At 59.6% G+C, this 23,403-nt stretch carries 13 protein-coding genes; 8 read left to right on the plus strand and 5 right to left on the minus strand.

Annotated features, from left to right (window positions below):
- Nucleotides 1-123 precede the first annotated feature (123 nt).
- Nucleotides 124-984 (minus strand): LysR family transcriptional regulator, encoded by an 861-nt coding sequence (locus SSARUM2_RS15565; protein ID WP_060430518.1) that lies wholly within the window; start codon nt 982-984, stop codon nt 124-126.
- A gap of 110 nt (nt 985-1,094) precedes the next feature.
- On the minus strand, nt 1,095-1,910 hold the full coding sequence (locus tag SSARUM2_RS15570) for a helix-turn-helix transcriptional regulator (protein WP_060430520.1): 816 nt from the start codon (nt 1,908-1,910) through the stop codon (nt 1,095-1,097).
- Between the two features lie 258 nt (nt 1,911-2,168).
- Here SSARUM2_RS15570 and SSARUM2_RS15575 point away from each other — a divergent pair, with 258 nt between their 5' ends.
- From SSARUM2_RS15575 to SSARUM2_RS15595, 5 genes are all read left to right on the plus strand, one after another.
- The gene (locus tag SSARUM2_RS15575) at nt 2,169-2,339 is read left to right on the plus strand and encodes a hypothetical protein (RefSeq protein WP_172837482.1); all 171 of its coding nucleotides are present in this window, start codon (nt 2,169-2,171) and stop codon (nt 2,337-2,339) included.
- A gap of 121 nt (nt 2,340-2,460) precedes the next feature.
- On the plus strand, nt 2,461-3,015 hold the full coding sequence (locus tag SSARUM2_RS15580) for a DJ-1/PfpI/YhbO family deglycase/protease (RefSeq protein WP_060430522.1): 555 nt from the start codon (nt 2,461-2,463) through the stop codon (nt 3,013-3,015).
- Nucleotides 3,016-3,023: 8 nt separating this feature from the next.
- A complete protein-coding gene (locus SSARUM2_RS15585; protein ID WP_080434114.1) occupies nt 3,024-4,058 on the plus strand; it encodes an alpha/beta fold hydrolase in 1,035 nt (344 codons plus the stop codon).
- Between the two features lie 57 nt (nt 4,059-4,115).
- Complete coding sequence (locus tag SSARUM2_RS15590; protein WP_060430527.1) at nt 4,116-4,691, plus strand: class I SAM-dependent methyltransferase; 576 nt, start codon at nt 4,116-4,118, stop codon at nt 4,689-4,691.
- Between the two features lie 160 nt (nt 4,692-4,851).
- Nucleotides 4,852-5,589, plus strand: coding sequence for a helix-turn-helix domain-containing protein (locus tag SSARUM2_RS15595; RefSeq protein ID WP_060438522.1), 738 nt, complete (start codon nt 4,852-4,854; stop codon nt 5,587-5,589).
- 37 nt (nt 5,590-5,626) lie between these two features.
- On the opposite strand, the gene SSARUM2_RS15600 is transcribed toward SSARUM2_RS15595, so the two are convergent.
- Complete coding sequence (locus tag SSARUM2_RS15600) at nt 5,627-6,022, minus strand: cupin domain-containing protein (protein ID WP_060438521.1); 396 nt, start codon at nt 6,020-6,022, stop codon at nt 5,627-5,629.
- 171 nt (nt 6,023-6,193) lie between these two features.
- Here SSARUM2_RS15600 and SSARUM2_RS15605 point away from each other — a divergent pair, with 171 nt between their 5' ends.
- Nucleotides 6,194-7,087: a LysR family transcriptional regulator gene (locus SSARUM2_RS15605; protein ID WP_033653563.1), complete on the plus strand. Its 894-nt coding sequence runs from the start codon at nt 6,194-6,196 to the stop codon at nt 7,085-7,087.
- Here SSARUM2_RS15605 and SSARUM2_RS15610 read toward each other — a convergent pair.
- Entirely contained in the window at nt 7,084-8,073 is a 990-nt protein-coding gene (locus SSARUM2_RS15610) for an aldo/keto reductase (RefSeq protein WP_060438520.1), read from the minus strand. The genes SSARUM2_RS15605 and SSARUM2_RS15610 overlap by 4 nt on opposite strands.
- A 130-nt stretch (nt 8,074-8,203) precedes the next feature.
- Nucleotides 8,204-18,220: a non-ribosomal peptide synthetase gene (locus SSARUM2_RS15615; RefSeq protein ID WP_060452557.1), complete on the minus strand. Its 10,017-nt coding sequence runs from the start codon at nt 18,218-18,220 to the stop codon at nt 8,204-8,206.
- Between the two features lie 528 nt (nt 18,221-18,748).
- On the opposite strand from SSARUM2_RS15615, the gene pqqU reads away from it, so the two are divergent.
- Nucleotides 18,749-20,878 carry a TonB-dependent receptor PqqU gene (gene pqqU, locus SSARUM2_RS15620; RefSeq protein WP_060452556.1) on the plus strand — a complete coding sequence of 710 codons (2,130 nt, stop codon included), beginning with the start codon at nt 18,749-18,751 and terminating at the stop codon, nt 20,876-20,878.
- A gap of 147 nt (nt 20,879-21,025) precedes the next feature.
- Nucleotides 21,026-23,398, plus strand: coding sequence for a glucose/quinate/shikimate family membrane-bound PQQ-dependent dehydrogenase (locus tag SSARUM2_RS15625; RefSeq protein WP_033647880.1), 2,373 nt, complete (start codon nt 21,026-21,028; stop codon nt 23,396-23,398).
- Nucleotides 23,399-23,403: the final 5 nt, after the last annotated feature.

Here is a 23,403-nt window from a genome sequence, read left to right on the forward strand (position 1 = left end):
AATGCCACTTTGCATTAAATACCCTGTTAGTTAAAATCCCTTGCATGGACAGCCCAGCTTTAGAAGGGCTGTCCCGCCAAACGCCCTCCTAATTCACCGATATAATGGCATTAAGAATAAGGTCTAGCAGAACACACCTGATACAAAGTCAGAGACCAGCATTGATGCGTCATCACTCTTTCTCCATACAAAAAATAAATCATTCCTTTCAAGCTCAGGAATCTCCATGGCCTGTATTTTACTCTGAGTTGGAAAGCACTTTTCTAAAATACTTTCCGGTACCAAGGAAAACCCCAAACCGGCACTTACGCAGGCGGTGATAACATCATACGACTCCATCTCCAATATCATATTAGGTCTGATTTTTTTACTCGAAAGTAGGTATTCAATCAGGTGTCGATAGCTACAGCTTTTTCTAAATGTATAAAGATCCAGTGTTTCCAAAAAGCCAAGATCGATGGTTGCCGGCAAGGACGGGGGCACAATCAACATTAATCGCTCTCTAAACGCCAACGTGCTGGAAAGCAACGGATGCTCTATGGGACCATCGGTAATGATGAGATCGAGTGCCCCTTCGAGTAACTCTCGCTCCAGATTGAGAGAGTTATCAGACCTGATATGCAATTCTATATTGGGGTATTTCATTCGATGATTGACGATGTATGAAGGCATGTGAGAGGACAGCACCCCCTCCAGAGCACCGACAAGAAAAACACCGTTTGCTGCAGTATTTCTATTGAATAAATGTTCAATATTGACAGCACGCAACAATAAGTCTTTAGCACTGCGGTAAAGTATGCGCCCCTGTGGCGTTATCAATAAGCGGTTCTTTTCTCGATTAAATAGCTTCGCCCCCAACTGCTCTTCAAGCTGTTTCAACCGAATAGTGATATTGGATGGAACACAATTCAGCTTCTTGGCCGCAGCGGCAATGGTTCCATTTTCGACAATTGCACAGAATAAGCTTAACTGATGTAGCTTCATTTTATCACTTGATTCCTTTCTTCTTACTATAAAACAGACTAATAATCTGCAGTTAAAATAAAACTCTCAGAAAACCTGCCGCCTCTAATCGATAAAAACCCCAGACAACGCTATTGTTGCAAGGCAGCAAGGCGTTCGCGAGTCGCCATATCATTAGGAAAATAGACGACCAGGCGCAATAAAGGATTTTGGTTAAGCGTAAAGGTCTCGTAAGAAGTTTCAAGCCGTGTGCCATCCGGATAAAACAACGGCCGATACCCGTTGGTTTTTTCCAGGACGCGATGCTGATTCCAGAGCAGGCGAAACAGATCGCTTCGTTCATAAAGCTCCGCATGCAGTTCAAAAAGATACGTGTCCTGTGGGAAAAGAGCTATCGCAAAACGCAACATAGCCGCCGTATCTTCAGCCTTCTCACGCCAGGTGGCGTAGCGGTTCTTTGCCTCATCATCCAGAAAAACCACTCGCGCCAGATTCAATTCATGTACACTTTCATCTGTGCCGGTAATCAGCTTTCTGGCTAAAAAATTCGGACTTATGATGTCAAGCCGTACATCCAGAAAATAGGCAGGCGTCAACACAAAGGACTCAATATAAAACTGCAGCGTTGCTGCGTCAGAATATATTTCCGTAGAGGAAAGAGGCCGCTCTCGGTTAAACAACAAGTACAAATATTGCCGTTCCGACGCGTCTAACCTGAGTACATCCGCCAGAACGGACAGCGTCTGCAACGAAGGGTTGCTCACTCGCCCCTGCTCCAACTTGGTATAATATTCTACGCTCAACCCCGCCTGCTCGGCCAACTCCTCTCTACGTAATCCTTTGACTCGTCTATTCTTTCCATCATCCAAAATGCCAAAATCAGTGGGTTTCAAGCGACATCTTCGGCTGTAAAAAAAACTGCGAATCTGCTCGATCAACATATTCATACAACATCCTGTTTCGTTGGGTCCGACGTTATCACGGGGCGTGAAATAACGTTATTCATTATTAATTAATAACACCTCATGACCTCTCCCGCCATTTTTATTTTCTGTCATATCGCCGAAGCAGAACGCCCGCCCTCGCTTGGAAACAATTATAACAAACTGGTACTGTCAGAGACTGTTTGGACAACGAGTAAAACGGTAAAGTTATGTCACCCACTGTTTTAACAAGAACACATTTATACACCTGCGGAGATGATCATGTATCAATTTAATCATTACACGGCCAAAGAGTTGGCGCTAGCCTATTTAGCGGGAATTAATCATAAACTGACTCCGGATGAGTTTATATTGGAAGTGAAACGGCAAGAGCAATGCTTCAGCAAAATATTAAACAAACAATATCAATCAGATGTTGTTATAACCAGCTGATAAACATAGCCATACCATTCATCTCTTCATACTTGTAACAAGGTGGCTCTGCCAGAGACTGGTTGGGCGCAATTTTGCGTTGCTATTATCCCTATGGCCCTCATGTTTGAAGGAAATCTGTATGTCTACGTTAAATAAACGAATCCTTTTCATTACCTATAACATCGGTGTGGAAAAAGATGAACTGCTTATCCCATTACGTCGCCTTGCCGCTAAAGGTGCAGAGGTTGTGCACGCGTCGGCGGAAAGCTTACGCGTGCAGACTTTTGTCAACGATACCGATAAAGACGAAATTGTTAATGCCGATCGACTGCTCAGCGATGAAATTAAAACCGCTGATTTCGATGCATTAGTCATCCCGGGCGGGACGGTCAACGCCGATAATATTCGTATCGACACGCACGCCATCAGGTTGGTCAACGAATTCATCACCGCCGGCAAACCCGTAGCGGCGGTTTGCCATGCCCCCTGGCTGCTGGTCGAAGCCGACCGCCTGGCGGGCAAAAAACTGACGTCCTACCATACGATGAAGAAAGACCTGACCAATGCCGGCGCCCGCTGGAGCGACGCCCCCGTGGTCCGTTCGGACGAAAATGGCTGGGTATTGATCACCTCAAGAAACCCAGGGGACCTGGAACCTTTCTCCCTGGCAATCGCAAAAGAATTAGGCTTATAAGGAACACAATGATGAATGAAGCATTCAAAGCGCAACATGCCGGTTCCGAACCCGGTTTTCTTACCAGAAACAACGTGGGTGAATTTAAAACCCAGGACTGGGATGAGAATGCTCGTCTGCAGGTCACTGATTATGTTGTTGAACGCATCACCTTTGATAGCCAAGGGGTGGAAATTGTCGGCAATCTCTTTTCACCGGCAAAATCAGCTTACCGCACCCCCGCAATCGCCGTGATGGGGCCGATCAGTTACGTGAAGGAACAGGCACCGTTGCAATACGCCAGCCGCTTGGTCAAACACGGTTTTACCGTACTGACCTTTGACCCTCGCGGTTTTGGCGAATCGTCAGGTGAACCGCGCGGCTATGACTGGGGCGCCAATAAAACCGAAGATTTGAACGCAGCGGTCGCTTATCTTTCGCAGTTGGACAGTGTGGATGAAGAAAGCATTTACGCGCTTGGGCTGTGCCAAGGCGTCAACTGGACCATTGATGCGGTCAATTCCAATCCGTTAATCCGCGCCACTGCCCTGATCGCAGGGCAGTATTTAGTGCCGGCAACCTGGATGCTCTACCTTCAGTCGCAAGAGGCGATCGACAATCGCGTTGGCATGGCGCTTAAGGCCCGTGAACGCTTTGAGCAAGCCGGTGAAGTAGAATACATCCCGGTGGTCAGCACAGAAGATAAATCGGCTTATCTGACCGCGGAAGCCATATACAATTTCTACGCTCCCTGGGCGCAGCATGACGTTCTGGCCAACCACCGTGGCCGCTGGGAGAATAAAATGACTCGCATGAGCGAAGCGGGGATCTGGGCACGAGACAGCAGTAAAGCGATCGCCGATCTGCAAAAACCCGTGCTAATGATCCACAGTGAACGCGCCGCGAGCGGAGAACAAATCCCGCGACAGCTGTTTGACAGCATTGGCAGCAGCAATAAACAGCTAGTCTGGTTTGGCGGCAGAAACCAACTCCAGTTCTATCAGGATCCGCTCACCGTTGATGCAGCAGTACCGCACGTCGCCAATTTCTTTAACAAGTTTTAATTCCACATCAGGCGTTCGCCGTTATCGAGCGGACGCCCTCACGAGCAGGATTTCACCATGTCCCACCCACGCAAAACAAACCAGGAAACGCTGGCGCCGCTGGCCACCCTTTATCAGGAAACCAAAAGATTACAGCGTAAACGCGGCAACTGGTCATACGTATTCGAAGACGCTGTCGGGCTCTACGACACCGTTAGCAATCTGTGTCCCACCAAGATACTGGAGTTAGGCACGGCCATCGGCTTTACCTCATGCGTTATGGCGCTCGCAGCTCCTCAGGCAGCGATCGACACTATAGATAAAGATGACGTGAACGTTGAACTTGCCCGACACAATACCGCCTGGCTTAGCCTTTCATCGCGGATAACTGTGCACCACGGCGATTTCAACACCGTCATCGATACGTTAGACACAGAATACGATTTTGCCTTCTTCGACGGTTTTGCACCGGAAATCACACTGCTCAAGAAGATACATCATCGTCTCGCATCACAGGGCGTTCTGGCCTGTTCCAATTTATCTCTCTGCAACGATGCCAGAGTCATGGCGTTTTTGACTTCTGCCGAAATCTGGCGCGAACTGCCGCCTATCGAGCAAGCCAACACGCGCATCTTCAGAAAACGCTCCGGATGAAGATCACACGCGGAAATTGCCTGTAGCAGAATTCGCCCGGACAAAATCATCCGCCTTGTCTAGCTAAACGCCGCGGCTTTCTATTCGCATCATTCCCTATTTCCCCCACTGACACTCTTGCCAGAGCGGCATCGTTGAATTCACTGACAAGGATAATTTCATGCAAAAAGTTATTATTCATAAAATGCTGGAGTGGCTCGAAGCCAGCCTGCAGAGTGACCTGACGCTGAATGCTGTTTCTCAGCGCAGTGGTTATTCCAAATGGCACCTGCAGCGAGAGTTCAAGAAAGTCACCGGCAAAGATTTAGGGCATTACATTCGCGTTCGCCGACTGTCAAAAGCCGCACTGGCGCTGCGCTTAACCCGTAACTCTATCTATAATATCGCCAAGCGATACGGATTCGACAGTCAGCAAGCTTTCACTCGTGCTTTCACGCGGCAGTTCGGCCTCTCCCCCAGCCGTTACCGCCAGCACGAAAAATGGGACATGAGCACGCTGCATCCCCCATTGCAAATCGACAGCGGCATAGTGCCGCAAACTGAATTTATGTACCTTACCCACCGGCGTCTAAGCGACCTGGCCAGGCGTTATTCCTCGATTTCATGGCGCGTTCATCCTCCGGCACTCGACGCACCTCATATACGGATGATGTTGTCATGCTTCTGCAGCGAAAAATCCGCTGTAACACCGGGAAGATATGCCGTGTTCCGTTACGCCGGGCCCCACAATAAGCTACTCAATTTCGTCCTCTCGCTGTATGACTCAATTCTGCCCCTCAACAGGTTAAGTCGCAGGGAAGGTTCAGATCTCAAACTGGTTTATGCTGAACAGGCGACAACGAGCGATCCCGGCACTTTTCGCTGCGATTATCTGATCCCGATCATCAGGCTGGGGTAAATCATCGCCGCAACATCGATTGAGTCTCGCCATCGGGCTATTGCCGGTACTCCACCTCGCTGACCGGCTCCAGCCAGGTCACCGGGCTGCCGTTCACCGCTTCGGCAATGGCGATATGGGTCATGGCGGTATCCGGCGTCGCACCGTGCCAGTGTTTGACGCCTGCCGGGATCCAGACGATATCGCCGGGGTGCATTTCCTGCGTGGTCTCGCCCCACATCTGGATCCACCCGCGCCCCTGGGTGACGATCAGCGTCTGGCCGAGCGGATGCGTATGCCAGGCCGTGCGGGCGCCGGGTTCGAAGGTGACGGTCGCGCCGCCCACCCTGGCCGGCGCGTCACCGGCGAACGGCGCGTCGATGCGTACCTGCCCGGTAAAATAATCCGCTGAACCGCGCTGTGATGGGATCGAACCGCTGCGTTGTATTTTCATCTGTCGTGTCCTCCGTGCCGGCTCTCACCGCCGGCGCTGATCGTCATGAGTGAGTGATGCCAAGATAGCGCCATGCTTTTCCGGCGACTAGCGGGTAAAATGCGCAAGGAGCTATGAGCTAAATTCATAAATCTGCGCGACAGTGCGCTCACCTTCCTCTTCGGTGCCGATATGTTGAAAGAAAACTTTAACGATCTGATCGCTTTCCTGATGGTGGCCAGGGAGCGCAGCTTCACCAAAGCGGCGGCGCAGCTTGGGGTTTCCCAATCGGCGCTCAGCCACGCTATTCGCGGGCTGGAAGAACGCCTGGCGCTGCGCTTGCTCACCCGCACCACCCGCAGCGTCGCCCCCACCGAGGCCGGTGAACGGCTGCTCAACAGCATCGGCCCGCGCTTTGCGGAGATTGAAAGCGAGCTGAACGCGCTGGGTGAAATGCGCGATCGGCCCGCCGGCAACATCCGCATCACCGCCGGCGAACACGCGGTGGATGCGGTGCTGTGGCCGGTGTTGCGCACTTTTCTCGTCGATTACCCGGATATCAACGTGGAAATCACCGTCGATAACAGCCTGACCGACATCGTCGCCGGGCGTTTCGACGCCGGCATCCGGCTGGGAGAACAGGTGGCGAAGGACATGGTGGCGGTGCGCATCGGGCCGGACATGCGCATGGTGCCCGTCGCCTCCCCTGACTATTTCGCCCGTTACGGCCTCCCTGCCACGCCGCAAGCGCTGCAAAACCATCGCTGCATCAACATGCGCCTTCCCACCCTCGGCGGGCTGTACGCCTGGGAATTTGCCCGCGATGGCCGGGAGATCAAAGTGCGGGTGGAGGGGCAACTGACCTTCAACAGCCTGCGCCAGCGGATCGACGCCGCGCAGCTCGGCCTGGGCATCGCCTTTGTGCCGGAAGATACCGTCGCCGAGCCGCTGGCCGACGGCCGGCTGCAGATGGCGCTGGACGACTGGTGCCCGCCGTTTCCCGGCTATTACCTCTATTATCCGAGCCGCAGGCAGCACACCACCGCCTTTGCGCTGCTGATTGAGGCGCTGCGGCGCGGGGCTTAACGCCCGACGTTTTTCTGCAGATGCGCCGGGTAGCGATCGCCGATCACGTCGATAGCGGAAAGCGCGCGCTCAATCTCGCCCAGCTCGTCCGCCGCCAACGCGACCGCCGCCGCCGCGAGGTTTTCTTGCAGACGATGGCGCTTGGTGGTTCCCGGGATCGGCACGATCCACGGCTGCTGCGCCAGCAGCCAGGCCAGAGCGATCTGCGCCGGCGTCGCGCCCTTGCGCTGCGCTATCTGTCCCAGCACATCCACCAGCGCCTGGTTGGCTCGTCGCGCCTCGGCGCTGAAGCGTGGCACCTGGTTGCGAAAATCGCCGCTGTCGAAGGTGGTGTCCTCGGTGATGGCGCCGGTGAGAAAGCCCTTGCCGAGCGGGCTGAACGGCACCAGACCGATGCCCAGTTCAGCCAACGTCGGCAAGATTTCACGCTCCGGCTCGCGCCACCACAGCGAATATTCGCTTTGCAGCGCCGTGACCGGCTGCACTGCGTGAGCACGCCGAATGGTTTGCGCTCCGGCTTCCGACAGGCCAAAGTACTTCACTTTCCCTTCGCGAATCAGTTGCTGCACCGTACCGGCCACCTCCTCGATAGGCACCTCGGGATCGACGCGATGTTGATACAGCAGATCGATGGCCTCTACCCGCAGGCGCTTCAGCGAACCCTCCACCGCCCGGCGAATATGCTCCGGACGGCTGTTCAACACCTGTTGCCCCGCCGGCTGCGACAGATCGAAACCAAACTTGGTGGCGATAACGACCCGATCGCGCACCGGCGCCAGCGCTTCGCCCAACAATTCCTCGTTGGTGAACGGACCATAAATCTCGGCGGTATCGAAGAACGTCACGCCTTCGTCGACCGCGGCACGGATCAGCTCGATCGCCTGTCGTTTGTCGGTGGCCGGGCCGTAGCCAAAACTCAGCCCCATGCAGCCCAACCCCAACGCCGAGACTTCCAGCCCTTCGCGCCCCAATTTGCGTGTTTGCATCTTCACTCTCCCGCTGATTGATACCGGCGCCACCTGACGCGGCGCCGCTCCGGTGTGATGACTGTAAAACACGGTTGGCACCATGACTATGGGGCGAAATACGCTTGGGCTTATGAGCCAGGCTCATGAATCAAACGTCATCGTTGAGCGCTTGGCCGATCGCCTCTTCACACAGCAGGATGTTATGGTGATGACAAGCCAGCGGGATGACCCTCAGCCGCTCACAGACCGCGCCTAGCCCATTATCCGCCACCGCCAGCAGCGGCGCCGTAACCGCCTCCGGCAACTGCGGGTTCCTCTCCGTCGCCTTAAACAGCGTCACCTTGGTGGTCTGCAGCCTGCGGCTCAGCCGCCCTTCTGACAGCCGCCGCTCCGCCTGCCCCGCGGCCATGGCGCGTGTCGCCGCCTCGCCTTCGATGCCCAGCACCGGCAGCAGCTGATCCAAGGGCAACTCCGCCGTAGCCTGCCGGTAGAAGCTGTCCAGCAGATACAGTTGCACGTTACGGCAGCCACGCGCCTCCAGGCGGGCGGCAATCTCCAACGCGATAATGCCCCCCAGCGACCAACCGAGAATGCGCACCGGCCCGGCGCCTTGCAGCAGACCGGCGGCGATCATCTCGTTCAGATACCGTTCGGCCAGATCGCCGAGCGAGTCGATGGCGGGTTGATGGTAAAGGTTATGGTTATCGACGCCATAGCAGTTGAATCGCCCCTGCAGCGGCTGGGCGAAAGCGTGGAATGCCTCCGCCCCTACCAGCGCCGGATGGATCATCCATACGACGGGCGCGCCCTCTGCCCAGCGGTTAAGCGGCAAGACCAGGCGGCGTTCGTTGGCGGCCAACAGGTTTTTCAGCGTGCGACTTTGCAACAGCTGCACCACCGGCACCGGCGCGGCCATCAATTCGCCCATGCCGACACACAGGGAAATGGCCTTGATCGAGGTGCCGCCCAGCAGGAAGAAATCGTCCGTCATGCCGACCTGCCCGCACTGCAGCGCCGCCTGCCACAGCGCACACAGCTGCTGTTCAAGCTCGTTCGCGGGAGCGACATAAACCTGCGGTTCGCTCGCAGCAGGCGTAGGCAACGCCTTGCGATCCAGCTTGCCGCTGGAGTTGTGCGGCAACGCTTCCAGCCGCATCAGCGCCGCAGGCAGCATGTACAACGGCAATTGCCCGCTCATAAAGGCCAACAGCGCCGATTCATCCAGCGGCGCCTCGCTGACGTAATACAGCGCCAGGCGCTGCCGATGCGCCTCCGACAGCACGACGGCGCAACAGGATTTGATCGCGCCGAACGCCAGCGCACATTGCTCGACCTCGCCCAGTTCAACGCGGTAGCCGTTGATTTTCACCTGAAAATCCATACGGCCGAGGAACTCCAGGTTGCCGTCCGGCAAATAGCGGCCGGCGTCGCCGGTGCGATAAAGCCGCTCCCCCAGCTCCGGATGGTAGATGAATTTCTCTTCGGTCAGCGACGGATTGCGGTAATAACCGCGCGCCACCCCGATCCCACCGATGTATTGCTCCCCCGGCAAGCAGGGCGGCAGCACGCGCAGATGACGATCCAGCACGTAAAAACGCTGATGGGCCATCGCCTGACCGTAAGGCACGCTGGGCGCCAGGATCGGCGTCTCCGGGATGTCGTACAGGATCGACCAAATGGAGCTCTCGGTCGCGCCCCCGGCGCTGACGACTCGGCACCCCGGCCGCCATTGACGAATGCGCGCCGGCAGTTGGCGGGAGATCACCTCGCCCACCAGCACCACGTTGCGCAGCTGCGGCCACTGCGCCTGCGACGCTGCGGATTCCAACTGCTCTACCAACAGCGTCATCACCGAAGGCGCGGAGTTCCAGAAGGTCACGCCCTGAGTCATCAACAGCCGATGCCAGGCCTCAGGCTGATAGCGTTCGGTTTCGGACGGCATCACGATAGCGCCGCCCACCGACAGCAGGCCGAAAATATCGAACACCGAAATGTCGAAACTCAGCGCGCTGAGCGCCAACCCGCGATCGTCCGCGCCGAGTTCCAGCTGGCGCAAGGTATCGATGATGCTGTTCACCGCGCCGCGATGTTCTATCGCCACCCCTTTCGGCGCGCCGGTAGAGCCGGAGGTGAAAATGACATAGGCCAGCGCGGAAGGCGCCGGCAAGACAGGCTCTCCCGGCGCCGCCGGCGGTAACGCCGTGACGGCCCCCTGCGGATCGATGGTCAACAGCCTGGCCTCGCCGCTGGTCGCCCACTCCCGGCTGCTGAGGATAATTCGGGTCTGCGACTGCGCGACGATATCCAGGCGGCGGCGTTCCGGCCAGGCGCCGTCCAGCGGCAAATAAGCCTTGCCGGCCATCAGAATCGCCAGCACCGCAATGATTTGCGCCCGCCCTTTGTCCACCATCACCGCGATGGTATCGGCGCGCATGTCCGCGTGCTGACGCAGCTGCAGCGACAGCGTTAGCGCGCGCCGATACAGCTCACCGTAGCTCAGTTCGCCCCATTCATCGACGATCGCCAGCCGTTGCGGATGGCGATCGGCCTGACGGATGAAATCATGATGGATGGCGCGCTCAAAATCGTAGGCCGGCGGGCAGGATTGATGGAAGGCGCGTTGCCGCGCCATTTCACTCTCCGAGACCAGCGCCAACTGGCTGACGCGCTGCTCCCCGTGATTGACGATCTGCGTGAGGATGGTCAGATAATACTCGCCCAACAGCGCCAGCGTGGCCGGTGAGAACAATGCGGTGGCATAGTTGAAGATCGCCCTGCCGCCCTGCGGCGCCGGCTGTATGCTCAGCGTCAAATCGAATTTGGCCGCCTGGTAGTGCGCCAGCAGATCCTGCGGCGCCAGCCAGGCCGGCGCATCCCCCACTTCCTCCAGCGCGAACAGCGCCTGGAACAGCGGATGGCGCGACAGATCGCGCGGCACCTGCAGCAGCTCGATCAGCTGATCCAACGGCAAATTCTGATGCCGTTGCGCCTGCAGCACGCCGTCAAAGACCCGGTTTACATAGTCGTTCAGCGACGCCGCATCGTCGATCTGCGAACGCAGCGGCAGCGTGTTGACGAAGAACCCGATCGCCGAGCGGGTCTCCGCCACTGGCCGGTTGGCGACCGGCGTGCCGACCAGAATATCTTGCTGGCCGCTGAAGTAACCGAGCAGCAGGTTAAAGGCCGCGAGATACAGCGCAAACGGCGTGACGCCCTGGCGCCGGGCGAACTGCGTCGCCTGCATCGTCAGGGCCTCCGGCAGCGCGATGACGTGGTTGGCGCCGCGATGATCGAAGCGGGCCGGCCGCACGAAATCGAGCGGCATTTCCAGCGCCTGCCACCCATCCAGCGCTTGTCGCCAATACGCCTTCGCCTCATCCGCCTGAGCGGATTCCAGCCAGCGCCGCTGCCAGACGGCATAGTCGCCATAGTGCAACGGCAACGCCGCCAGCCCGGCCTCTTGCCCTTGCCGCTGCGCCTGATACAGCACGTCCAGCTCCTGCAACAGCACCGGCTGCGACCAGCCGTCAAACGCCAGGTGATGCACCAGAATCAGGCTGTAAGTCACCCACCCGCCATCCGGCTGCGCCACCCGGTAAACGGCTGCCCTGATCGGCAATTCCGCCCCCAGCGCGAACGGCCGGTCGATATCCTGCCGCAGCCTGTCCGGCCAGTGCGCCGCCGCCAGCGTCACGCGCTCCAGCGAAAGCGTCAGTTCACAGGCACGGGCGACGGCGCTTTGGGATGGCATCTGGACAATCAGGCTGTGCAAGACCTGATGCCGGGCGACCACCGCCTGCAAACTGCGCTCGTAAGCCGCCAGGCACACCCCGTCGCCGAGACGGAACAGCATTGGCACGTGGTAGAGATTGCCGCCGCCGTTCAAATTCTCGATAAACCACAGCTGCAGCTGTGAAGAAGAGAGCGGATACTCGCGCTGCCGCAGCGGTGGGATCGACACCGGCGCGGCGCCCTGCTCCTGTTGCGGCAACGCGCGACACAGCGAGCGGATCGTCGGGAAGCGCCCCAGCTCGCTCAGTGTGACCTCGCGCGCCAGCCGCCGGCCGATCTGATAGCAGGCCTGGATAGCCAGAAGAGAGTTGCCCCCCAGCGAGAAGAAATTGTCCTCCACGCCGATATCCTGCCGCTGCAGCAGATCGCGCCACACCGCCAGACAAGCGTTCTCCCATTCGCTCTGCGCCGCGACGAACTCACGCGCCGCCCTTTCCGGCTGCGGCAACGCCTGTCGCGCTATCTTGCCGTTTTCGGTCAGCGGCAGCTGCGCCAGCTGCATCAGCGCCTGCGGCACCATGTAAGGAGGCAGTTGGCGGCTCAAATGCTGAGCCAGCGCCTGAGGGGCGATCGCCTCATCGGCAACGTAATACGCGGCCAGGCAGGGCTGCGGTTGCGTGACGAGCACGCAGCAACAGGCGGTCACGCCCGGATAGGCGAGCGCGGCATGTTCTATCTCCCCCAGTTCGATGCGATAGCCGTTCAGTTTGATCTGCTGATCGAGGCGCCCCATAAACTCCACGTTGCCATCCTCCAGCCATCGGCCCGCATCGCCGGTGCGATACACCCGCTCCTGCAGCTCGTCATGCCAGAAGAAACTCTCGGCGGTGCGTTGCGGATCGCCGTAATACCCGCGCGCCAGGCCTTCCCCCGCCAGATAGATTTCGCCTCGGACACCCGGCGCGGCGGGCCGCCGCCCGGCATCCAGGATATAGCAACGCTGGTGCGGCAACGGTTTGCCGTAAGGAATGCTGACCGACCGAATTTTCTGACCGCGCGGCACCTCGTACAGCATGGTGAAGATCGCCGCCTCCGTAGCGCCGCCGGCGCTGCAAAAACGGCCGTGCGGCGCCCAGGCCAGGCAGCGTTCCGGCAGTGAGGTGGCGATCCAGTCGCCCCCCACCATCACCGCCCGCAGCGCCGGTGCCGGCCCGGCCGTCAACCCCGCCCCGTTCACATAATCCAGCAACAGCTCCATCAGCGCCGGTGCGCTCAGCCATTGAGTCACCCGATGGGTCATCATCAGCTGATACCAGGCCTGCGGATTGGTCCGATCCCGCTCGGCCGGCATTACGACCGCGCCGCCGGCGCTCAACGGGCTGAAAATGTCGAAGATCGCCAGATCGAAGCTCAACGCGCTGAGGGCCAGGCTGCGATCCCGCTCGTTGAGGCCGAAATACCGCCGCACGCCCTCCAGCATATTCACCGCGCTGCGATGTTCGATCGCCACGCCTTTCGGTGTGCCGGTCGATCCCGAGGTGAAAATGATATAGGCCAGGCTGTCGGGCCCGGCATCCAGCGCCGGCAGGCGCTGTTCCGGCAGCGGCAGCTGCGCCGCCAGCCCTGCGGCATTCAGTTCGATCAGATTGATCTCGTCGCAGGCCCAGGGCGCATCGCTGAGCAGCGTATTGATGCCGGCCTGCGCCATCACGTTCAGCCGGCGCTGCGGCGGCCATGCTGCCTCCATCGGCAAAAACGCCTTGCCGCACATCAGCGCCGCCAGCAGGGCTACCGGTTGCCGGCGCCCCTTGTCGGCGATGACGGCAATGGCGTCACCGGTCATCCGCCCTTGCACGCGCAGCTGAGTGGCAAGCGTCAGCGCCGCCGCGTGCAGCTCGCCGTAAGTCATCTCGCCCTGCTCGTCGACAACCGCCACGGCCTGCGGATTGCGCCGCGCATGCTGCACGAAGTCCTGTTGCAGGCTGCGTTCAAACGCATAGCCGAAGGCGGGCGACGCCGGCAGCGCCTGACTCTGCGGTTGCAGACGGATATTTTCCAGCGGCCAGTCGTCGTGGTGCGCCATCTGCTGCAACACGGCGAGATAGTAGCCGGCCAACCGATCCATCGACGCTTTGCTGAACAGCGCCGAAGCGAAGTTGAAGCGCGCGCGCATCTGCTCCCCCTGCGGCGTCAGCGTGAGCGTAAGATCAAACTTGGCGGTGCGTTCATAAGCGCTCAGATCGACCACCGACAGCCAGTCCGGGCGCGCCAGTGCGCCGCCTTCGCTCTCCAGCGCGAACATGACCTGGAACAGCGGATGGCGCGAAAAATCGCGCGGCAGCGCCAGGTCGTCCACCAGCGCTTCCAGCGACAGCGTCTGATGCTGCTGCGCCTGCAGCGTCGTGGCCGCGACCTGCCGCACAAACTCCACGACGCGATGACGCGGGTCGATCTGCCGGCGCAAAGGCAGCGTATTGACGAAGAACCCGATCAGATTCTCCAGTTCAGGGCGGCTGCGGTTGGCCAACGGCGTGCCGACCATGACATCGTTCTGGCCGCTGTAGCGGGACAGCAGCAACATGAACCCCGCCAGCATCACCGCATGCAGCGTCACCCCCTCTCTGCGCGCCAGCGCATCCAGCGCCTTCACCAGCGCCGCCGGCAACGGCACTTCGCTGTTGTCGCCGCGCTCGTCGAAGACCGCCGGCCGCAAAAAGTCCAACGGCAGCGAGAGTTGCTGGCAACCTGCCAGCGCTTGCCGCCAAAAGGCCAATTCTTCCGCCCGGCGCTGCACATTTTCCGGCGCTTGTTGCCAGCGCGCATAGTCGAGGTATTGCAACGCCGGCTCTGTCGCCTCACGCCACGTGCCGCGATAGCGCGCGTCCAGCTCCTGCAGCAGCACCTCAAGCGACCAGCCGTCAAAGACGATGTGATGGAACACCAACAGGCAAACGGTCGTTTCCCGCTCCGCCGCATCGCGGTAACGGTAGCGCGTGGCGCGCAGCGGCAGCTCGCTCGTCAAATCCATCGGCTGGCTGCAGGCTTGCGTCAGCGCGGCGTCAAATTCATCGGCGCTCAGCGTTAGCACAGGCACCGGCAACGCGGTGTCGCTGACCCACTGGCTGGCTTCGCCCCGATCATTCTGGCGAATCAGGCTGCGCAAGATCTGGTGGCGCTCGACGATCGCCTGCAGGCACTCCGCAAAACGTTCGTCATCGATATCCGGCGACAGCCGCAGCAGCACCGGCGACAGATAATGCGTGGCGTTCACCGACAGTTGCTGAACAAACCACAGCCGCGACTGCTGAAGCGACAGCGGCGCCTCCCGCAGCCCGCCGGGGAGGATCGGCAGCTCGTCCGGCGGCGCCTGACGCTGGGCAGCGATGTGCTCGCTCAGCGCGGCCACCGTCGGGTGCTGATTCAACGTTAGCACCGAGATCTTCGCCCCCGGCAGTTTATTCACTTCGTGGCACAGCCTGATCGCCATCATGGAGTTGCCGCCGAGGCGGAAGAAGTTGTCATCCACGCCGACATCGCCCCCCAGCAGCCGATTGAACAGTGCCGACAGGCGAATCTCCAGCGGCGAACACGGCCGGCGAAACGCCGTTTGCGGCTCGATCGGCAACGGTTCCGGCAATGCCCGGTAATCGACCTTGCGGCTCACCGTCAGCGGCAGCGCCGCCAGCGCCCGCATCGCCGAGGGCAACATGTAGTGCGGCAGCTGCGCCGCCAGCCGTTGCAAGATGTCGCCGGCCTCCGGCTCCGCGCCAGGTTGCGGCACATACCAGGCCGCCAGCTGGTCCGTAGTGCCGGGACGCAGACTCACCACCGCCTCGGCCACCCCAGGCAGCGCGCGCAGCTGCATTTCTATCTCGCCCAATTCGATGCGATAGCCGTTGATCTTGATTTGCTGATCGTGCCGTCCGAGGTACTCCAGACTGCCGTCGGCCAAGCGCCGCACTCTGTCGCCGGTGCGGTACAGGCGCCGGTACGGTTCACGCAGTTCAAAAGGATTGGCGGTGAACGCGGCCTCCGTCAACGTCGGCAGGTTCAGGTATCCGCGCGCCAGGCCGACACCGGCCAGGCACAGCTCGCCTTCCGCCCCCAGCGGCAGCAAGTTATCGTGCTCGTCAACCACATAGCAACGCATGTTGGCGATGGCGTGGCCGATATTGCGCGCGCCGTTGCGGCGATAAATATTCAGGCTGGCGCTGACCGAAGCTTCGGTCGGGCCATACATGTTGGCGACCTGCATGCCGCGGGCCAGGTAATGGTCGAGCGCTTCCTGCGCGCTCGCCTCGCCGCCGGTCGCGAGATAGCGCACCGAAGCCGGCAATTCAGGGAAGGTGCCAAGCAGCGCCGGCGGCAGGAAGCAGGCCTCGATGCACCAGGCCGTCATCTGTTCGCACAACAACGCCGGATCTCGTCGCTGCGCTTCGCTCGCGATGAACAGCCGGTGGCCGTTGCCCAGGGCCATGAACACCTCAAAGACGTGCGCGTCAAAGGCCAGCGAGGCGAACTGCAGGCAGTTGAGCGCATCCGGCTCATTGCGCAACAAACGCTGCGTATGGCCAAGCACCATGTTGGCTGCACCCCGGTGTTCGCACAGCGTGCCCTTCGGCCGCCCGCTGGTGCCGGAGGTGTAAATCACGTAGGCCAACTGCCGGGCGTCCACACGCGGCAAGCTCGCGGCATCCGCATCGGCGAGCGGTTCATCCGCCGACAGGCAAAGATCGCCCGGCGCCAATCGCTGCGCCGCGGCCTGCAACGCGCTTTCGGTCAGGACGATCGGGCTGTTTACCTCTTGCAGGATATAATCCAGCCGCTGCGCCGGCGCGGCGGGATCCAGCGGCACATAGGCACCGCCCGCCTTCATGATGGCCAGCATCGCCACCACCGCCTCCACGCTGCGCTGCAGATACAGCGGGATCAGCGTCTCCGGCGGCATGGCCACGCCGCGCAGCCGTTGATACTCCGCCTGCAGCCGCAGCGCCAAACGATCGCTGCGCTGCGCCAACTGGCGGTAGCTGAGCGATCCTTTGGCGTCGGTCACGGCGATGCGTTCCGGGTGACGGCGCGCCTGGCGGGCCAAGCCGTCGAGCAGCGTCGCTTCCGCATCGGCCGTTGCAGGCCCGCTCTCCCAGGCGTCGCGGCAGCGCAAAACCTGTTGCGCCGTCAGCTGCGGCCAAGCGGCAATCGGCGCATCCGGTTCGGTTAACGCGCGCTGCAATAGCCAAAGATACTGCTCCGCCATCTCCGCCATCTGGGTCGCGTCGAACAGATCGGGGCGGTAGCGCAGGCGAAACTCAAAGGCCTGCTCGGTGGGCTGATACTCCAGCAGCAGTTCCGAACCGGCCAGATCGACATTGAACCGGTGATTGACGCCAATGCGACACCCCTCGAGCGCCAGCGGCGCATCTTTCAGGTAAGCCTGGGTAAAGTTGACGTTCAGCTGACGCACCGGACTGAGGCTCAGCATGTCATAAACCGGTAATTGGCTGTGCCGCAGCTTGCCAGCCACCTTGAGCGCTTTGCTGTAGGCCAGCGTCGCGCGGTACAGCTGATTGAACGTGGCTCCCGGGGCGAGGGTCAAGGGAAACACCGCAGTGTTGACCTGTGCGCCGAAGAACAGCGCCTCGCCACCCTCCGGCGCGATGGGATAACCGATATGCACCGTTTCCTGCGCAGATTGTCGGGCGATCAGCAGCGCCCACAGCGTTTTGAAGATCAGGAAAGGATTGGCATACCTGACGCCGGATTTCAGCGCTTGCCACTCAGCGAACGGCAACGCAAAGCGCACTTCGCCGGCGCCGGGCGCTTCGGCCGCTGCGCCGGGGAGATAAGGCAACGCCACGCGCGGGGCGCATTCGGCCAGCATGTCGCCCCAGAATGACGCGGAACCGAACTCGTGTTTCAACGCCGCGATATCCGCCTCATAGCGCCGGTACAATGTGCTGATGTCCGTTTCATCCGCCTGCGGCGGCGTCACCGCCGTGCCGCGATTGTAATAGGCGGAAACGGCGCTGTAGAACTCCTGTCCGGACAGGCCGTCGATCAGGATGTGATGAACGACAATGATCAGGTTATAGCGCTGCGGAGCCTGCTCAATCAGATAGAAGCGGCACAGCGGCCCTTCCCGGAGATCGAACGGCGCATTGATTAACTTACCGACATCGCAATCGGCATCGAGCGTTTCCAGCGCAATTTTTTTCGCCGACCTTACCCAGCGTAATTGCGAGGCGCTGTCATCCAGAACGTGGTGAAACAGAATATAGTCACGGCAAACCCCGTCGATCGCCGCGCGCAGTCGGCCGACGTCCAATTCTCCCTCAATCGTCTGATCCAGCACCAGGTTGTACTCGCAGGAGTGTGGATTGAGCATGTACTCATTCCAAAATGTGTGGGTATAGGGTGAAGCGATGAGCGCGTCCATAAATCAATTCCCTTTTAATATATTCCGTAAATATATAAATAGATACTTATGCATGACATAAATACCGTAAGCGTTATACGATTGAGCTGTTAACTGAAAACCTAAAAAACATAAGAGGGAATATTATTTTATTTTTATAAAAAATAAAGCCACAAAAATACAAATAAATAAATATGATAAAAATCAATCATATATAATATGTTTTTATTTTCCACCAATGAATTAACCACATTGCATTCATTAATAAAATAAATGAGATAAACAAATTAAAAAAACGAATAGGATTATGTTTAATATAAGCCTGGGTAATTTAAAAACGCCCGGCACATCGCTATTGAATAGAGAATTTTCTTAATTGAAAACACGCCTCTTTCGGCTGCGCTATTCCAAAGCATACGATATCGGAATATCCTATACTCTTTGCAGGATGCAGTTTCCTTCCCCTTGAATGCCGGTACAGGGAGTCAAAAATGGCTATTTTCGCCCCCTTGCGGGCAACTCTTTCAGCATTATTGGCAGAATTATCTGATGAATAAAAAACGTCCCGCCTTGACCCCGGCAACCCTGTTATTGCTACAGCCGATCTATATCGGCTCGGCCCTGGCGGCGGAGCAAAAAGACAGCGACACCCTGGTGGTGATGGCGCAACCCACCGGATTGACGGAGCTGGGGTCGCCGGTCTCCGTCAGCGTGATCGACGGCGAAGACCTGCGCAACGCCGCGCCGCAGATTAACCTGTCGGAAAACCTCGGCAGCGTGCCAGGCCTGCAGATCCAAAACCGGCAAAACTATGCGCAGGATCTGCAGCTGTCGATACGCGGGTTCGGTAGCCGCTCGATGTTCGGCGTGCGCGGGGTGCGCATGTACGTCGACGGCATTCCCGCCACCATGCCCGACGGCCAGGGGCAAACCTCCAATATCGACATCAATTCCGTCGAACGCATCGAGGTGCTGCGCGGCCCCTATTCCGCGCTGTACGGCAACGCCTCGGGCGGGGTCATCAATGTTGACACCATTACCGGCACCCAGCCGCCGACGCTGGAGGCCGGCGGCTATTTCGGCAGTGACAACACCTGGCGCTACGGGGTGAAAGCGACCGGCGCCACCGGCGACGGCACCCAGGCCGGCGACGTCAACTACGCCATCTCCGGCACCCGCTTTACTACCCAGGGTTACCGCGATCACAGCGCCGCGCGGAAAAACCTCGGCAACGGCAAGCTCGGCGTGCGGCTGGACGACGTCAGCACCCTGACGCTGATGTTCAACAGCGTCTCAATCGATGCCGGCGATCCGGGCGGCCTGACCGAGGCGGAATGGAAGGAAAACCCGCGCCAGGCGCCGCGCGCGGATCAATACAACACCCGCAAATCGCTCGACCAGACCCAGGCCGGCTTGCGCTATCAGCGCCAGATGAGTGAACGCGACGAACTGACCCTGACCGCCTACCACGGCGAGCGCCACACCACGCAGTACCAATCGATCCCGATGGGGCCGCAGCTCAACCCCACCCACGCCGGCGGGGTGATCGTGCTGGAAAGAAAATATCAGGGCATTGACACTCGCTGGAAGCATGAGGATACTCTCGCATCGTTACCGGTAACACTGATCGGCGGTCTGGATTATGAAACCATGACCGAACGCCGGCAGGGGTTCGAAAACTTTATTCTGCGAGACGGCACAGTGGACTACGGCGAGAAAGGCGACCAGCGGCGCAACGAGAAGAACCGCATCTGGAACCTGGATCCTTACCTGCAAACCTCCTGGCAACTGACGCCGCACTGGACGCTGGATGCCGGCCTGCGCTACAGCACGGTCAGCTTCGACTCGACCGACTATTACATCACGCCGCGCAACGGCGACGACAGCGGCAGCAAGCGTTACCACCAGTGGCTGCCGATGGGCTCGCTCAACTACAAGATCAATCCGGCGTGGAACCTTTATCTCTCCGCCGGCCGCGGCTTTGAAACCCCCACCATCAACGAGCTCTCATACCGCCCCGACGGCCAGGCGGGCCTCAACATCGGCCTGCAGCCGTCTACCAGTGACACCGTCGAGCTGGGCAGCAAGCTGCGCCTCGGCAACGGCCTGGTGAGCGCCGCCCTGTTCCAGACCGAGACCGAAAACGAACTGGTGGTGGCGGAAAGCAGCGGCGGGCGCACCAGCTATGCCAACGCCGGTAAAACCCGGCGGCGCGGCCTCGAGCTGGCGCTGGATCAGGAGTTTGCGCTGGACTGGCGCCTGAATATGGCCTGGACGCTGCTGGACGCCACCTACCGCAGCGATATGTGCGGTAAATCCGGCTGTACCCCCGCCGGCAATCGCCTGCCGGGCATCGCGCGCAATATGGGCTACGCCTCGCTGGCCTGGGCGCCGCCGGAAGGCTGGCACGCCGGCGCGGAGCTGCGCTACATGAGCGACATTCAGGCCAACGACGCCAACAGCGCGCAGGCGCCCTCTTACACCGTGGCCGGCGTAAACGCCGGTTATCGCTTTACCTGGAACCGCTGGGCGCTGGACGTGTTCAGCCGGGTAGACAATGTGTTCGATCGCCGTTACGTCGGTTCGGTGATCGTCAACGAAGGCAACGGCCGCTATTTCGAGCCGGCGCCGGGTCGCAACTGGGGTGGCGGCGCCACCTTGTCTTACCGCTTTGAATAAGGCAAAGCACCTTAAGGTTAAAAAACGGGATGGGTTTTACGTCACCCTAGCGGCTTCCCGCTGAAATATTAGGGATAAACCGCGTGTTTTTTCCGATTTGGCTTAATCTCTAAATCGGGGACTTTCATTTTTGGTAAGGGTATTGCTATGCAAAATAAAGCGTCACTATCGCCGCTTATCGTCATAACGGCGCTATTTGCCGCGCTGAGCGGGCTTTATCTGCTCGGCGGCGGCATTTGGCTGGCCAAGTTGGGCGGTTCGCTGTATTACATCATCGCCGGGCTGGTGCTGCTGGCGACCTCCTGGCTGCTGTTCCGCCGCCGCGCCACCGCGCTGCTGCTGTACGCGGTATTCCTGCTGGGCACCACTATTTGGGCCCTGTGGGAAGTCGGCCCGGACTTCTGGGCACTGACGCCGCGCCTGGACGTCACCTTCTTCTTCGGCCTGTGGCTGGTGCTGCCGTTTATCTACCGTAAGCTGGTCGCCAACGGCAAGTTCGCCTACGGTGCGCTGAGCGCGGCGCTGGCAATCACCGTCATCGCACTGGCCTATGCCGTATTCAACGATCCGCAAGAGATCAACGGCACTCTCGACGCCGCGCAGGTGCAGCCGAAAGACGCCAACGGCGCCGACTGGCCGGCCTATGGCCGCACCCAGGAAGGCACCCGTTACTCGCCGCTGAGCCAGATCAACGACAAAAACGTTGGCCAGCTGCAAGAGGTTTGGCGTTTCCAGACCGGCGATCTGAAGACCGCCAACGATCCGGGTGAGATCACCAACGAAGTCACGCCGATCAAGATCCGCGATACCCTTTACATGTGTACGCCGCACCAGAAGCTGTTCGCGCTGGATGCCGCCACCGGTAAAGAAAAGTGGAAATTTGATCCGCAGCTGAAGTACAACCCGACCTTCCAGCACATCACCTGCCGCGGCGTGTCTTACCACGAAACCGCTGCAGCCGCGGGCGCCGCCGGCGATGCCGCACCGGCGATGTGCGCGCGCCGCATCATTCTGCCGGTCAACGACGGTCGCCTGTTCGCGCTGGACGCCGACACCGGCAAACCGTGCCCGGACTTCGCCAACAACGGCGAGTTGAACCTGCAGAGCAACATGCCGTATGCGACGCCGGGCCACTACGAGCCGACTTCGCCGCCGGTGATCACCGATAAAGTGATCGTCATCGCCGGCGCCGTGACCGACAACTACTCCAACCGCGAGCCTTCCGGCGTCATTCGCGGCTTCGACGTCAACAGCGGCAAGCTGCTGTGGGCCTTCGATCCGGGCGCGAAAGATCCGAACGCCATCCCGGCGGACGAGCATCACTTCGTGCCGAACTCGCCGAACTCCTGGGCGCCGGCCGCCTATGACGCCAAGCTGGATATCGTCTATCTGCCGATGGGCGTTTCCACGCCGGACATCTGGGGCGGCGATCGCACCCCGGAAATGGAGCGCTACGCCAGCGGCCTGCTGGCGCTGAACGCCTCCACCGGCAAGCTGGCCTGGTTCTATCAGACGGTACACCACGACCTGTGGGATATGGACGTGCCGGCGCAGCCGACCCTGGCGGACATTACCGACAAGAGCGGTAAAAAAGTGCCGGTCATCTACGTGCCGACCAAAACCGGCAACATCTTCGTGCTGAACCGCACCAACGGCGAGCTGGTGGTGCCGGCCCCGGAGAAACCGGTACCGCAGGGCCCGGCCAAAGGCGACCGCCTGTCGCCGACCCAGCCGTTCTCCGAGCTGACCTTCCGTCCTGAGAAGAAACTGACCGGTGCGGACATGTGGGGCGCGACCATCTATGACCAGCTGGTCTGCCGCGTGATGTTCCACAGCCTGCGTTACGAAGGCACCTTCACCCCGCCGTCCGAGCAGGGCACGCTGGTGTTCCCGGGTAACCTCGGCATGTTCGAGTGGGGCGGCCTGGCCGTCGATACCGATCGCGAAATCGCCATCGCCAACCCGATCGCGCTGCCGTTCGTGTCCAAGCTGATCCCACGCGGCCCAGGCAACCCGATTGAGCCGCCGGAAGGCGACAAGGGCGGCAGCGGCACCGAGTCCGGCGTACAGCCGCAGTATGGCGTGCCGTTCGGCGTGACCCTGAACCCGTTCCTGTCACCGTTCGGTCTGCCGTGCAAACAGCCGGCCTGGGGTTACATTTCCGCCGTGGATCTGAAAACCAACGACATCGTGTGGAAAAAACGCATCGGCACCGTGCGCGACAGCTCACCGCTGCCGCTGCCGTTCAAAATGGGCATGCCGATGCTGGGCGGCCCGGTGACCACCGCCGGTAACGTGTTCTTCATCGGCGCCACCGCAGACAACTACCTGCGCGCCTTCAGCGTGACCAACGGTGAAAAACTGTGGGAAGCGCGCTTGCCGGCCGGCGGCCAGGCGACGCCGATGACCTATGAGGTCAACGGCAAGCAGTACGTGCTGATCTTCGCCGGCGGCCACGGTTCCTTCGGCACCAAGCTGGGTGACTATCTGGTCGCTTACGCCCTGCCCGACCAGAAGTAACCGCT

It is taken from the genome of Serratia sp. K-E0102, assembly GCF_029962625.1.
In the GTDB taxonomy this organism is placed as follows: Bacteria; Pseudomonadota; Gammaproteobacteria; order Enterobacterales; family Enterobacteriaceae; genus Serratia; species Serratia sarumanii.